The 15,088-nt window shown below is 45.3% G+C and carries 13 protein-coding genes; all 13 read right to left on the bottom strand.

All coding sequences use genetic code 11. From position 1 onward, the window contains the following. Positions 1 to 123: 123 nt before the first annotated feature. A complete protein-coding gene (locus Psch_RS20710) occupies positions 124 to 327 on the bottom strand; it encodes a hypothetical protein (RefSeq protein WP_190259574.1) in 204 nt (67 codons plus the stop codon). Between the two features lie 331 nt (positions 328 to 658). Further along, entirely contained in the window at positions 659 to 2,071 is a 1,413-nt protein-coding gene (locus Psch_RS20705) for a sodium:solute symporter family protein (RefSeq protein ID WP_190259573.1), read from the bottom strand. Between the two features lie 104 nt (positions 2,072 to 2,175). Beyond that, positions 2,176 to 2,730 (bottom strand): 2-oxoacid:acceptor oxidoreductase family protein, encoded by a 555-nt coding sequence (locus Psch_RS20700; protein WP_190259572.1) that lies wholly within the window; start codon positions 2,728 to 2,730, stop codon positions 2,176 to 2,178. A gap of 76 nt (positions 2,731 to 2,806) precedes the next feature. Beyond that, complete coding sequence (locus Psch_RS20695) at positions 2,807 to 3,631, bottom strand: thiamine pyrophosphate-dependent enzyme (protein WP_243124272.1); 825 nt, start codon at positions 3,629 to 3,631, stop codon at positions 2,807 to 2,809. Continuing rightward, positions 3,631 to 4,776 (bottom strand): 2-oxoacid:acceptor oxidoreductase subunit alpha, encoded by a 1,146-nt coding sequence (locus Psch_RS20690; protein WP_190259571.1) that lies wholly within the window; start codon positions 4,774 to 4,776, stop codon positions 3,631 to 3,633. Before Psch_RS20690 ends, Psch_RS20695 begins: the two co-directional genes overlap by 1 nt. A 6-nt stretch (positions 4,777 to 4,782) precedes the next feature. Next, a complete protein-coding gene (locus Psch_RS20685; RefSeq protein ID WP_190259570.1) occupies positions 4,783 to 4,968 on the bottom strand; it encodes a 4Fe-4S dicluster domain-containing protein in 186 nt (61 codons plus the stop codon). A gap of 54 nt (positions 4,969 to 5,022) precedes the next feature. Beyond that, positions 5,023 to 6,240 (bottom strand): dihydroorotate dehydrogenase, encoded by a 1,218-nt coding sequence (locus tag Psch_RS20680; RefSeq protein WP_190259569.1) that lies wholly within the window; start codon positions 6,238 to 6,240, stop codon positions 5,023 to 5,025. A 310-nt stretch (positions 6,241 to 6,550) separates the two neighbouring features. Beyond that, entirely contained in the window at positions 6,551 to 7,423 is an 873-nt protein-coding gene (gene sucD, locus Psch_RS20675) for a succinate--CoA ligase subunit alpha (protein ID WP_190259568.1), read from the bottom strand. A gap of 81 nt (positions 7,424 to 7,504) precedes the next feature. Next, positions 7,505 to 8,623, bottom strand: a complete 1,119-nt coding sequence (gene sucC, locus Psch_RS20670; protein ID WP_134218291.1) for an ADP-forming succinate--CoA ligase subunit beta — start codon at positions 8,621 to 8,623, stop codon at positions 7,505 to 7,507. Positions 8,624 to 8,993: 370 nt separating this feature from the next. Beyond that, positions 8,994 to 10,823, bottom strand: a complete 1,830-nt coding sequence (locus Psch_RS20665; RefSeq protein WP_190259567.1) for a sigma 54-interacting transcriptional regulator — start codon at positions 10,821 to 10,823, stop codon at positions 8,994 to 8,996. A 557-nt stretch (positions 10,824 to 11,380) separates the two neighbouring features. Continuing rightward, a complete protein-coding gene (locus Psch_RS20660; RefSeq protein WP_190259566.1) occupies positions 11,381 to 13,696 on the bottom strand; it encodes a xanthine dehydrogenase family protein molybdopterin-binding subunit in 2,316 nt (771 codons plus the stop codon). Between the two features lie 27 nt (positions 13,697 to 13,723). Next, positions 13,724 to 14,203 (bottom strand): (2Fe-2S)-binding protein, encoded by a 480-nt coding sequence (locus tag Psch_RS20655; RefSeq protein WP_243124271.1) that lies wholly within the window; start codon positions 14,201 to 14,203, stop codon positions 13,724 to 13,726. After that, positions 14,200 to 15,054, bottom strand: coding sequence for an FAD binding domain-containing protein (locus tag Psch_RS20650; protein ID WP_190259564.1), 855 nt, complete (start codon positions 15,052 to 15,054; stop codon positions 14,200 to 14,202). Before Psch_RS20650 ends, Psch_RS20655 begins: the two co-directional genes overlap by 4 nt. Positions 15,055 to 15,088: the final 34 nt, after the last annotated feature.

Below are 15,088 nucleotides of genomic sequence, written 5' to 3'. Positions count from 1 at the left end.
GTTGAAGTGTTCATGTCCTGATTATGCACTAAAAAAAGAGCTGTGTCCAGCCCTTCAGTAAAACTTTTTAATCTTGTGTTAGATTATCAACAAAAAAAAAGGGTGGGCTGGTTCACTGAATACTTACGATTTTTGTTTGTTTACAGTTACAATTTCATAGGAAGTTGATATCATTTGTTCTTCAATTAAATCTGATAGCCAATCTTCAAGGCATTCAAAGAATGCTTTTATTCCTCCAGGACATAATTCCTTAGTCTCTTTTATTTCTTCACGTCCTAACTGCAAATGTTTCTTTTTTCTCAACAAATTAGCCAAATCATCACTCATTATTCTTCACTCCTTGCGTTTATCTAATAAAACTAAATACAACTAAATTCACGACTATAAATATTTATATATCATTACTACATCTCAAGACAAAGCCCTGGCGTTTAATCAAGGACTGCAAAGTGACTGCAATAAAAATTAGCCCGCCTAGCCAGTATAACCCTTCGTAAATCAGGAGTCATTCTGGATTAGGCAGGTTCAAGTTCACTACAGTTATCGATAAAAAGACCATAACATTTATTTTCGAAATTATTCAACTACGATGGCTGATCACTCCAAAAGCATTTTACCTTCAGTTTAAGTTAAGAGCTTATCTTGTAATTTTCTTTCATTAAGTTGTATGACTTACCGGTTCTACTTTTTTCCGTTTTGAAACAATACTTATCAGAAGAATTGCCAGGAAACTAGCCAATAGGCCTGGATAAAGAGGATCGAGCCCTTTTGGAAAGGCAAAGTGCCAGATCAGATCCACCAGCGGCCCAGCCAGAGCAGCTACCGTTCCAGCTAGCGGCGTTACATATCGTGGAAAAAATGCTGCTCCAAGTAAAGGAAAAAGTATCGTGCAACCTCTCAACCCCATAGACAAAAAACTCCAGCTCATAATCAATGAACTTAGACTGCCGCTAACAAAAAAGATCGCTAAAAGGCTTACGGCAAGGATTAGTATGCGTTGTATCTTTAGGACTTCCCTGTCATCAGCCTGAACACGAACAAATCGTTTGTAAATATCCTTGGTCAGCATTGTGGAAACACCAAGTGTCAGACCTGCCCAAGTACCGATGACGGCAACCAGTAATGTTGCCAGAACTACTCCAGCTAAAAAAGGAGGGAGATAATTCATGATAAAAACGGGCAAAACCTGGTCCGACGGGGTATTGGGGAAATTAGCCTGCATAAATAAACCAACCAATATGCCGCCTACCCCGACAGGGGGAATCAGAAATGCTGAAATTAAAGCCCCTGTGCGGGCTTTAGCCAAGCTCTTGGCGGAAAAAATGGCCTGGATATAAGTCTGGGTAGAGAGTACTCCAACCAGGAGTGAAAACCCTGCGGCAAAATCCATACTGAAACCACGCCCGAACAGGGAAAACCAGGGGTATGCCGGAAAATGAGCAGTAAGCCCAGCCGAACCGCCCACCATTTTATAAGCCAATATACCACAGACGATCGTAGCCATGTAAAGAAATACCAATTTTACCACTCCAACAAGTCCCGCACCCCAAACCCCACCAAAAAACACATAAGTAAGTACTAAAAATACACCTATTAATGCTGCCAGGATCGGGTTCATATGAAACATGGCTGTAAGCAGCGCCACTGCTGAAAGTCCCTGCGCAACGATGTTTAAAAAAATGCCGACAGAAGAAAAAATGCTTGACAATGGACCAATTCCGTCGCCATATACACCAACAAGGTATTGTGGCATCGTTTCAAGATTACTTTCATACAGCTGCCGGGCCAATCCAATTGCCAGTACAGCGCATGCAATACCCGCGCCCAGGGTAAACCACCAGGCGCAAAAACCAAATTTAAAAGCCAGCTGTGCAGTGCCAATAGTAGAGGAGCCACCGACAAGTGTACCCATGATCGTTCCCGCTACCACTGCCGCACCGGCCCGGCGTCCCCCAGTGGCAAAATCCTCAGGAGACTTGACCATACTACCGGCGTAAATGCCCATTGCCGTAATTATTAAAAGCGTTATAACAATCCCGACAATGTGACCGGTTGTCAGCGCCAAATTCATTATTAGGATACCCTCCTATATAAAACTGATGAGATTTATATTACTTCTACCAGAAAAGAGGCCTGACCAGCAGGACTGATCAGGCCTGTGAATGCTTCAATCATTTATTGCATTGAATCATTTTCAGCAAATTCAATTCCCAGCCGGAAGGCTTTTTTATTAAGCTCCGCAGCACTGCCGCCAAAACGCTTCAGCACCGCTTTTTCCATTGAATCAATTTTGACAGCATCACTTAATCTTGCTATCGTACCCAGAGATACGATGTTAGCCACCGTGACCTTGCCTAACTCCCTCGCTAAATCTGTAAAGGGTATACCATAGGTTTTCGCCGTAACTTTTTCTATTTTTGTAGTGTCAACCAGGCCGGCATCATAAATTAATACCGCATTCTTATCCAATGCTCCGGCATACTGCTCATATGCATCAGTGGTTAGGGCCAAAACCAGATCGGGCTCCTCCACACTCTCATAAATAATTTCCTTCTCGCTGATTACTACTTCCGCTGAGCTGGATCCACCCCTGGTGGCTATCCCATAGGATTGAGTCTGTATTGCAAATTTCCCCTCGAAAATTGAAGCCGCTTCTGCCAATATAATACCGGCGACTATTAAACCTTGACCTCCTTCGCCTGCGAGTACTATCTGCCAGGTTTCCTTCAACTGATATCTCCCCTTTTTTTAAGCCGTGCTGCAATATATCCAGGCCATTTAGTTTAAGACTTAATAAAGCGGTATTTTATTTGGTTTTAATCTTTTGCCTTATTTTCTCGTATGCTGTATTAAAATCGTCGTCATATCTCTCAGCCAGTTTGCCGATTAAAAAAGAACCTTCTTTTAAATCTCCTTCTTGTGCTTGCGACGAGTTGACATTAACCGCATTTTCCTTCAACGTTTTCACCATTTTAACAGCGTCACCTAGTTTATTGCGACGCCCGAAATGAGTCGGGCAGGGGCTTAATGCCTCAATGAAGGAGAACCCTTTTTTGTTTATTCCATCACTGATGAGTTTATCTAACTGGGGAACATGGTAAACTGTACCCCTGGCGACATAGTTGGCCCCGGCTGCATCCACCAGGCTGCAAATATCCAAATCCCGCTCAGGGTTGCCATATTTTGTTGTGCTGGTAACCATGCCTAACGGTGTCAGCGCTGAAGCTTGTCCTCCGGTCATCCCGTAATTATTGTTATTCAAGAGCACTACGGTCAGATCTATATTGCGCCGGGCAGCATGGATCAGGTGGTTGCCACCAATAGTCACACCATCACCATCACCCATGAGGACAATAACATCAAGCTCCGGGTTAGCCGCTTTGACACCTGTTGCAAAGGCCAGAGCCCTACCATGGGTTCCATGCAGGGCACTGCAGGTGAAATAATCATCAGCTTTTCCCCAGCACCCGATACCGGTAACCACTACAACTTTGTTTTTTTCTAAATTTAATTTAGCCATAGCCCGGGCTAAAGCCCCCAAAACGATTCCATTGCCACAACCCGAACACCACATTTGTGGCAGCATACTCTCTTTGATGTATTCCTTCCAGCTAGCATTCTGCTCGGACACTATTTTGTTACCTCCTCAATACGGGCGATAATTTCTGAGGGTTTAAAGCCCTCCCCGTTTGATTTATGAAGGCCGTAGACAGGTGTTTGTTTACCTGCCACACGCTCGACCTCCCGTATTACCTGCCCAAGATTTAATTCCGGAACCAGGATTGCACGTGTCTTTGCAGCGGCTTGAGCAACAATTTTATCGGGGAAAGGCCACATGGTAATAAGCTGCAGCACCCCAATTTTTTTGTCGCCAACTCGCATAGCTGCCGCACGAGCCGGTCTGGTGGTACAGCCGAAGGTGATAATCAAAAGGTCCAGGTCTTCCTGCAGGTCATAATAATGTTTGTAAAGAACAAACTCATCCAAACGGTCTTCAATTTTTGAAAAAAGACGTTTAATCTTTTCACCTGCGTTTGCAGGATCATTTTGGCTGTAGCCACTTTCCCCGTGCATAGAACTGGTTATGTGAAAAATATAGTCACTGCCGAAACTGGCCAACGGCGGGACGCCGTCACTGCTCGGAGAAAACGGCAGGTATTTCTCCGCTGCACAGTCCGGTTTTTTGCGATTAACCACTTTAAGCTCTTCCGGTCTGGGCAACGTTATCGCTTCCCGCATGTGACCCACTATTTCATCTGCCAGCAGGATAACCGGCACCCTAAATTGCTCCGACAGGTTAAATGCGGTAACCGTCAGATCGAAGCACTCCTGGACTGAAGCAGGTGTCAAAACGATGACTAACTGGTCACCATGACGGCCCCAACATGCCTGCATTACATCAGCTTGCGCAGGTTTGGTAGCAAGCCCGGTGCTGGGACCGGACCGCTGAACATTGACAACAACGCATGGTACCTCACCCAGTATAGCCACCCCGAGGTTTTCCTGCATTAATGAGAAGCCCGGTCCGCTTGTAGCAGTAAAAGCTTTTTTACCGGTAAGAGCCGCGCCAATAACTGCAGCTATACTGCCCAGTTCGTCTTCCATTTGGACATATACCCCACCGGTTTCCAGCATTTTTTGAGATGCCAATTCAGCTACTTCAGAGGATGGAGTAATCGGATAACCCGCATAAAAACGTGCACCTGCTGCCACAGCCCCTTCAGCGATGGCTGCGTTTCCCTGCATAAATACTTTTGAACTTTCTTGTCCATTCATTTTTTGCTACACCTCCAATTCGAGGGCGAAATCAGGGCATCTCATCACACATAAATTACACTTGGAACAAAGTTCCGGCTGCGCAATGACAGGGCCACCCTCTTTGTTTACGGCATAAACATTTTTTGGGCAAAAGGCGATACATATACCACAACTCTTACAGCGCTTCAGGTCTACCTTAATTTGAGCCATAAAGCTTCCCTCCATAATCAGCCTTAGCCATATAGGCCATAATATTTTCCTTGATTAGCTGAAATCCCCTAAAAATACCGGTACCGGTCCTTCCATGTGTATGGCATCCCTGGGGCACAGCGATGCACACAGACCACAGCCGTCACAGCGATCACTGATATTAGCTTTTACCTTGCCGTTTTCTCCCTCGTAGGAAATTGCCCCGTAAAAACACCAATTTTGGCACATTTTACAACCAGTGCAGCGCTCTTTATCAACTATGGAAACAGCTTTGGTTTCCCTGTCCACCTTATCCCAGGTGAGAATCTTGCCCAGAGTGATGCCCCTCATTTCTGCAATCGTACGGTAACCTTTGGCATCCATGAATTTTTCCAGTCCCTGTACAAAATCGCCTATCTTTTTATAACCTCTGGGACTATACATGAGAGCCGTGCAGGTCTGAACGGTGCTGGCGCCAACCATGATCGACTTGACCACATCCTGCCACTCCCAGATACCATTCGTTGCTGAAATAGGAATATCAATTTCACGGGCTATTTTGGCTACCCACTTGAGCATTATCGGGCGCATCCATGGCCCGTTGACCCCGGCAAAAGTCGAGTGCAGGATTGGTCGCCCAGTTTCCATATCGATTTCCAAGGCCGGGAAACGGTTGATTACTGTGAGACCGCTGGCGCCTTTCGCTTGAACTTTTCTTGCAACTATTAAGGGGTCAACTGCCTCAGCTGTCAATTTTACAAAAACGGGTATCTTAACTGCATTGACGACTGTTTCAACTACTTCAGCTGCTGCTTCCGGATCGCTTCCCAGTTCCTGACCGCTCTTGTAGCCCAGATCCCGCGGGTGAGGGCACCCAAAATTGAGTTCAAGCATATCAACCCCTGTGCTTTCCATATCAGCAGCAAGCTTTGCCCATTCTTCCAACGACCCCCCCGAAATACTGCCTACCAGGACAACGTTGTGTTCGTGGCAGTATTTGGCTGCTGCTTTCATTTCTTCATACCATTCCTCCGGGGTATAGTTAGCTAAAAATTCACATGAATAATTTGAGAATGAGTGCGGCCACCCGCGTTTTTGGAGCACTGTAAACCTGGGGGAAACATACTTATGCAACTTTGGTTCATAGGTAACGGTTTTGGCTATGATCCCGCCAGCCCCCGCATCAGCGCATTTTTTCATGTAAGCTGCGTCTTTCGACGGGGTGGCAGACGCAACTACAATAGGGTTCTTGAACTTTACACCACACACTTCCACACTTAAATCCGGCTTCATAATAGTTGTGATCCCTCCTGGATTATTAATCTAATTATGCTTATTTGCAAAGACCGTACCACTAATGAAAAATCCAGCTTTAAGCTGGATTTTTTTGTAGTATACCTAATTGATGGTTGCCAAAGGACAATATTACGCACTCTTTCCGTTTATCTATATAAGAAAAACACCTGCAAAAAATTCGCAGGTGCGAAAACTTTCTCATAATGAAAATAACCAATCTCTAATTTATAACATTAAAAAAGACAACTATCAACTAAAAGTTTTAGAGATATTGACAAGCCTGAACTATCTACCGACATTTAATCAGCTATTTTATTCCAAGAGACTCTTTGATTAATCCAGGCACTTCAAAAGGAAGGGTTGCCACTTTGGCTCCGGCAGCTGTAAGAGCCTCTATCTTGCCCTGGTACGTTCCTTTGCCCCGCTCAATAATGGCGCCGGCATGTCCCATCCGTTTGCCGGGAGGTGCGCTCTTGCCTGCGATGTAGCCAACCACCGGTTTGGTCATCGTTTTGATATATTCAGCAGCTGTTTCCTCCGCGTTGCCGCCGATTTCACCAATCAGTACGACTGCTTTGGTGAGCGGGTCTTTTTCAAACATTTTCAAAACATCGATGAAGGTTGTTCCTACCACACGGTCACCGCCCATGCCTACAACGGTGGTCTGGCCAAGCCCGTTAGCGGTAAGGTTGCCTACGATCTCATAGGTCAAGGTCCCGGAGCGGGCTACTACGCCGACAGGACCTTCCACAAAGTATTTGTTGGGGGGAATACCCATTTTACATTTGCCGGAAGACACGATCCCGAAAGTATTCGGGCCTAGAACGATGGTCCCTCTGCGCTTGGCATAGGCAACCATCTCAATCTCATCATGTACCGGAACTCCTTCGGTGACAACCACAACTACGCCAATGCCGGCCTCAATGGATTCAAGAGCGGCGTCTTTTGTTCCAGCAGCGGGAACAAATATCACTGAAGCGTCAATTTTGTGGTTTGCACAGGCTTCACGGACGCTGTTGTATGCCGGTATCCCTTCAACAATAGCTCCGCCTTTCCCAGGGCTGGTGCCGGCTACAATTTTGGTGCCATAGTCAAGCATTTGCTTGGTGTGAAAGGTACCTTGCCTGCCGGTCATTCCCATGACTAGTACATTCGTATTTTCATCAATGATAATGGCCAATTTAACAATTCCTCCTTGTCAAAGCTTTTCATAAGCCTGCGATTTGCCTTTTAAGGGCAAATTTAGCTCCAGATATTTGTGCTAGCCCTGGGCGGCAAGTTCAACTGCTTTTTTAGCGGCGTCCTGCATGAAATCGAATGCCTCAACACCGACTTCAGCAAGAATTTCCCGGCCCAAATCCTGGTTGGTGCCGACCAGCCGGATCACCACTGGGCAAGGAAATCCTACTGATTCCTTAATATCTTTAAATGCGAGAGCAACTTGATCGCAACGGGTAATGCCACCGAAAATGTTGATGATCATGGACTTGGGATTCTTGGCGATAAGTAGTTTCAACGCCTCCGCTGTTGCTTCCCGTCCGGTTCCGCCGCCACAGTCAAGGAAGTTGGCGGCAGCCCCACCGTAATACTGGAGGGTATCCAGCGTGCCCATGGTAATGCCCGCGCCGTTGGCCATAACAGCGATATTGCCGTCCAGGTCGACAAAGGAAAGGCCCAGGTCTTTGGCGGCTTTTTCAGTAGCGGAGCGCTCTTCAACGTAAGGCAGATCTTTCTGACGGAAAAGGGCGTCGTCGTCGATGGTTACTTTGGAGTCGGCTGCGATTACTTTATCGTCGCTGAATACCAGCGGGTTTATTTCAACCAGTTCGGCGTCTTTCTGTTTAAATATCCTGTAAAGGGTCTGTATAATCTTGACGATTTCTTTGCCGTGAGGACCGCTTAAAGGTATGCCCATCCTTCTTACCACATCACGTGCGATAAAGGGATGCATACCGAGTTCAGGGTCAATGTGCTGCTTAATGATAAACTCCTCGTCAACTTCCTCGATATCCATGCCGCCGTGCGCAGAGGCGATAAGAACAGGCATTTTAGCTGCGCCGTCTACAGTGATGGACATATAGAGTTCTTTATCTATTTTTAATTTCTCTTCAATCAAAAGCCTTTCTACCGGCAGGCCCTGGATGGTCATCCCGAAAATTTCCTTTGCGGCTGTCACAGCCTGCTCAGGAGTGTCGGCAAACTTGATTCCCCCGGCTTTACCCCTTTTACCTGACAGAACCTGTGATTTAATAACTACTGGTTTTCCGATTTCCGCTGCAACAGCGGCTGCTTCTTCCGGGTTGGTGATCATTCTGCCGCTCGGGACTGGAAGGCCGAATTTGGCAAAAAGCTCCTTACCCATATACTCAAACATTTTCACTGGCTGAATCTCTCCCTTCGTCATTAATAAAGGTTTAACTTAAAAGCCAAACTTGTAGTTTATTTTAATTGTCTATGCCTCCTTCTACCCGAAAACGCTCATTAACCTACCAGAAGTCTTTTTCCCTTTGAGCAATCTTTCGGGATATATATTCAAGAATTCACCTCCTGATTTAATATTTGCAAGGATTATACCAATGAAGATAAAAGTAAGATTTATGATATTGTTATAATTAACTTATTTTCCAGGTAAACTATCTGGTTTGATTGTATTGCCAGGTTAAAAGCCGGAATGATTAAACACTTGTGAAAACCACAAGTGTTTAATCATTCGCATAATGATAAGGATTTTTTCATATTTAAAACAACTATTAGGATATTATTTCATTATCCTTTAATCTCCTGTATAATGTAGCCAGACTGATCCCCAAAAACTGTGCCGCTTTTTCTTTGCCTTCCGTAGTGGTTCCAAACTTTTTGAGAGCTTCACGTATTGCCTCTATTTCCATGGCCCTAAGCCTTGTTGTCGGTTCCCTGTTATCCTTCAAGCCCTTCCCTTTGGCCTCATCTCCACTTAACTCAACATCATTAACTAACTCATCATGGTAGGCTAACAGACTCTGCGGCAGATGCTCCAATAAAATAGTCTGCCCCGGCTCACTCATACTGATGGCATACTCTATAGCATTTTGGAGTTCTCTAACGTTTCCATACCATGGGTAGCGGTAAAGCCTTTCCCTGGCACATTCATCCAATATCTGGCATTCCCGGTCAAGCTTATTGCAGTATTTTTCCAAAAAGTATTTTATTAAGATAAAAATATCTTCCTTCCGTTCTCGCAACGGAGGGATTACTACTGGTATGACGCTCAACCGATAATACAAATCGCTTCGGAATTCATATTTATCTATCATTTCCTCAAGGTTGCGGTTGGTCGCAGCAATGATGCGGACATCAATTGGAATTGTATCCGTTCCGCCTACACGTTCTATGCTATGGTTTTCCAAAACACGCAATAGTTTACTCTGCAAATGCAGGGGCATATCCCCGATTTCATCAAGGAATAGAGTGCCGCCCCTTGCAAGTTCAAATTTGCCAGGTTTGCCGCCCTTCCTTGCCCCTGTAAAAGCTCCTTCCTCATAACCGAAAAGCTCGCTTTCCAATAGAGATTCCGGTATGGCACTGCAATTTATAGCCACAAAAGGGCCCTGTGACCTGCGACTATAGTTATGAACGGCATGCGCAAATAATTCCTTTCCCGTGCCACTTTCACCACGGATAAGAATAGTTGCATCGGTCAAAGCGGCCCTGCGAAGTTTCGACTTTACTTCAAGGACACATTGACTATCACCAAGAATATCATCAAAGCTGTACTTTCCATAACCAACGAGCTTTGTGGCGTAGGATTGTACCTCACTTAAATTCCTAAAAGATATTGTAATTCCTTGAATATTTCCGTTTTCCCCAGTTAATACCGGAACAACTACCGCAAGAAAATATCTTTTCTTTTTCTTTTTCAGGCTGTAACTAATTTCAATTTCAGTAGATTTATGCTTAGTAAAAGTTTTTATATCCGGAAATTCCGGAAAAAGTTTGGTTAGTTGCTTGCCAATAATTTCTTCATTATCAATTCCTAAGAGATTAATCGCTGAACGGTTAAGATGAATAACATTTCCGACATAATCGGTAGAAATAATTCCTTCATGGACGCTATTAACAACATTGTCATATTTATTAAGCATGATATTTAATTCTTGTTGGATCTGTCTCTCACTAATTGCGCTGGCGATTAGTAAACACATACGTTCCAAAAATCGTAGCAGGCCGTCCTCATTAGCTAGGATTATGTCTTTTTGCTGATTATTTATAGCAACAAGACAGAAACTACCTAAAACTTTTTCCTTAACCGTGATCGGAAAAGCTGCTACTATATAACGCGAGCAGGTACCATAACGAGAGCATGACATACACTCCAGAGATTGCCCAGGGGTGCGAGCGACTAGCGGTTGTCCATGCTCCAGAACTCTGCCGGTAAGACTGCCTTTATTGAACCTGTGGCCTACCTGTACCCTGGTTTCTCCTGTTCCAGCAACAATATTCCGGTTCAAGTCGAAGACCATGACCTCTATGCCTATAGCTGCGGCAATTGCTTCAACTACTTGCTGAATAAAACCTTTAACAGCAGGCAAACCCTGTTCCAAGGTAATTCCTCCTTCATTTGCGCCGTATTAGGATAGCTTACACTATTTTCACAATCCACACCGGGCTAATCGAAGTTCAGGTACCGCTTGCTTATAGAAACTACTATTGGATTTAAGATTATTTCCGTGCTTCCTTAATTCTAATGCTTTATTCGGTGTTGCTGCAAGATACCTTGAAACCCTCTAAGGATACATATTGGCTATAAATAGCTTTTTAAACTTCATCTTTAGATAGTACACCTGTTAACAATAACTTAAATTTCCACTACGTAAGCGTGAACTCTTCACAACTTTCTACTATCGTATATTCACCTCGTATCATTTTTACACACCGACAGAGCCTCCTGAATTATCCTGTTAAAATCTTCTTACCAAGTCTTCTTGGAGATTTGCTGTAAACAGTTACTTGCAAAATCTTTGCCAATAAGATAAAAGTATTCTCAAAATGCAAGAACCCGCTAAAAAACGGGTTTCTTGCATGATCATGAAACTCATAAAATAAAAATTATTTCATCATTTTGATAATTCTCAAAATGACAATATTGATAGAAATGAAATTATTTATCGGGTGCTCCAAGTTTGTCTTTTTCTTTTTCCTTTAAAGCTCTCAGCACCTTTTCCGGTGTTATCGGCAGGTCCGTAATTCTTACCCCCACAGCATTATATATGGCATTGGCAATAGCGGGAGCCGTAGGTGTCAGAGCAGGTTCTGCCAATCCTTTAGCACCATAGGGGCCATTGGGATCATCCGACTCAACCAGGATACTTTTTATTGGCGGCATGTCTGTTATTCGGGGCATGTTGTATTTCTCAAAGCTGCAGTTATTAATTTTACCGTTTTTAAAACCCATGTCCTCCATCAGGGCGTAGCCGATTCCCTGTGCGATGGCGCCCTGGATTTGTCCCTCAGCCAGGAGGGGATTCAGCGCTTTTCCAAGATCGTGCGCCGCTGTCATATTCAGTACCCGAACCCTGCCAGTCATCCGGTCGACTTCCACCTCAGCAACCTGGGCGGCAAAAGGATATGCGCAGGAAATATTGCCGTATTTGCTCTGTTGCTCAACCATACTTACATCCGGCGGTGTATATACGCCGTGGCCGGTAATTAAATCGCCGGCCAACTGGTAAGAAGCCAGGTGTGCAATGCGTGATACGGGTATTTTCTTATCTGGTTTGTTTACGCAGTAACATATGCCGTCCGAAATAGCTAAATCGTCTTCATTTACCTGAAGTTCCTTAGCTGCAACGGCAAGGAGCTTTATCCTGGTATCAATAGCGGCCAAACGTACTGCGTTGCCGCCCAAAGTAGTGGCCCGATCGCCAAAAGTGCCCAAACCATGCGGGCTGACATCTGTATCCATAAAATACACCGTTACATCAGACGGGCTGATCCCCAATTCGTTAGCCGCAATTTGAGCAAAGGTAGTACGCGCCCCCTGCCCCAGGTCCGTCTCACCGTTAAAAACCAGGGCCTTGCCTTGCTCATTTATTCTAATAAAGCAGGAGGCCCCATCGAAATATGGCAGAAAAGTCCGGTTACCTGAAACATGCAGGCAGCAGGCCAGGCCGATACCGCGGGCGAATCTTTCAGCCTTCTGGTTTTGCTGTCGCTTTTCCTCCCAGTTGGCTGCTGCCGTGCTCCTGGTAATACAGTCACTAAGCCCGCAGCTTAAAACCTTCCAGCCGTGTGGAGTTATATCACCGGTTTGTGTTGCATTCTTCAGCCTTAATTCTGCGGGATCCATACCCAGCTTTTCGGCTGCCATGTCCAGGAGAGTTTCATAGGCAAAATGAACCTGGGGATTGCCAAATCCCCTGTAACAACCTGAGGCGACCTTATTGGTGTAAACTAGATAACCTTTTGTAGCCAGGTTTTTAATCCGGTATAAATTATCATGCCGGTGACAAGCGCTTAACAGGATCCCGTGGGCGTAATTGATATAAGCCCCGCTGTCTGCAATAATTTCAGCCTTTTTCGCTGAAAGTATACCATCTTTGCGAACACCTAGCTTCATCCGGATGTACATCGGCACCCGCGGCAGGCCGGCCTTAAAATCTTCCTCACGTGTATTCACCATCTTTACCGGCCTGCCTGTAGCCTTTGCAAGTAGTGCGCAGAGAGCGTGCAGCTTATATTCCAGCTTCCCGCCAAAAGCACCGCCGATAGGCATCTGAATAATCCTTATTTGGTCCTCCTTGATACCCAGGGCGCTGGCATAAGTAGTTCTTCCCAGAACAGGCGACTGCATTGGAATCCAGAGAGAAATCCTTCCCCCTTGATCACAAGCAGCAACAGCTGCATGTGGCTCCAGATATCCCTGGTACTGTAGAGGGGCATCAAAATCTCCTTCCACTGTAATTGCCGAGTCCGCAAAGCCTCTGTCTATATCCCCGCGAGTATAATCAATTTTATAAGGCACGTTGGAAGGTTGGTCCTCGTGGATAAGCGGCGCAGAATCAAGCATGGCCTCACGTGGATCAAACACGGCAGGTAATGGGTCATACTCCACACGTATCAGTTCCAGGGCCTCTGCCGCTGTATCGTTATCAATTGCAGCAACAACGGCAACCTCGTCACCAGCATAGTGCACCTTCTCAACCGCAAGGAGCCGTTCATCCAGAACTCCTTGACCCGCGACTGAATAGCGAGGGTAGGAGCCGTCAAGGCCGGTAAGTACCGCCCTTACGCCGATTAATTTTTTTGCCCGGCTGGTGTCAATATGCAAAACCCTGGCATGAGCATGAGGACTGCGCAGCACCTTACCAAACAACATCCCCGGTAGGTGCATGTCTGCTGTAAATGTAAAACCTCCACTAACTTTATCCAGCCCATCCACCATGGGCAAACCTTCTCCAATTAGGCTCCTAATCAATTTTGTTCACCTCCCTGTCCAAATTATTCAATTCTGCTTGGGTTCGTTCAAAAGCCTGACCGCTCTTTGCACCGCTTCTACTGTCCTGGCATAACCGGTACACCGGCACAAATGTCCTACAAACGCAGTTTCTATTTCTTCAACAGTTGGATTAGGATTTTGATTAAGCAACCCTTTGGTGGCAATAATCATACCGGGACTGCAAAAACCACACTGCACCGCGCCTGTTGCAACATAGGACTCCTTTATTATCCGAGATTCCTCATCATCAAGCCCTTCAATTGTTTCAACTATATCCCCGTCAAGCGAAACGGCCAATACCAGACAGGAGTTAACCGGCTGCCCGTTTAATAAAACCGTACAGGCTCCGCATTCACCGCCATCACATCCTTTTTTCGCTCCAGTCAGCCCCATATCGTCACGCAGCAGGTCAAGCAATGTTGTACCCACATCAACCTCACCTTCCCAGAGATGCCCGTTGACTACCAAACGGACTTGTTTTTTCAAAACCTTCCCCCCTCGCATGCAGTATATAGTGCTTCTCTTAAAAGGACTTCCATTATTTGACGGCGATAATCGCCCATGTTCCGCCTGTTGGTCTTTTCTCCTTTTTCAACTAAAAGCTTTACAAGTAACGTTAAGGATTTAGTCGCAGATAACTGTTGGACCGGCATAACGGCCTCAACTGAACGCGGCCACAACCCGCCTCCACCGACAATCGCTTTGAGACGATAGCTACCAGCTTTTATCTCAGGACTTATGATAACCATTACACTTAGGTAAGAACGCCCCATACTTTCCCTGGACCAACGTTTATATCCGAAATATGCCGCCTGTCCCGTGGGTATTTTTATAGCAGTGATGACAAGGCGGCGACCCAAATCTTTTACTGATTTTCTTAATATTTCCTCCAGATTCATTTCTCTTCGTCCTGCAGTATCGCAAATCTCAACTATGGCCTTTAAACCAATGAGAGGTATCAATAAATCAGCAGAAGCGTTTTTACTGCCAATATTTCCACCAACCGTACCACGGTTCCTTATTTCAGTCGAACCGATTAGTGCCGCCGCCTGTGCTAAAACCGGAGCTTCTTCTTTAATTAAATTACTGTATATTAAATCACGAATAGTTACAGCCGGCCCGATTACCAGCCACCCGTTTTCCATCTTTATTGTTCTAAAATCACTAATACGATTGACATCAATAAATACCAGCGGTATTGATTTCTTTTGACGTACTCCCCTTGTTTTAGGAAGGATGTCTGTGCCGCCTGCCAAAATCCTGCCCCAAGGCTGATATTCCACTAAGGCATCAACAACCTCAGACACGCTGGATGTTCTTATATAATCCGAGATCAATTATCACCGCCCACCCTTCATAAAAATTCATTCA

Origin of the sequence: Pelotomaculum schinkii (assembly GCF_004369205.1) — a bacterium.
In the GTDB taxonomy this organism is placed as follows: Bacteria; Bacillota; Desulfotomaculia; order Desulfotomaculales; family Pelotomaculaceae; genus Pelotomaculum_C; species Pelotomaculum_C schinkii.
The sequence above is the reverse complement of the archived record's forward strand: the minus strand, read 5'-3'. Positions and strand labels throughout refer to the sequence as shown.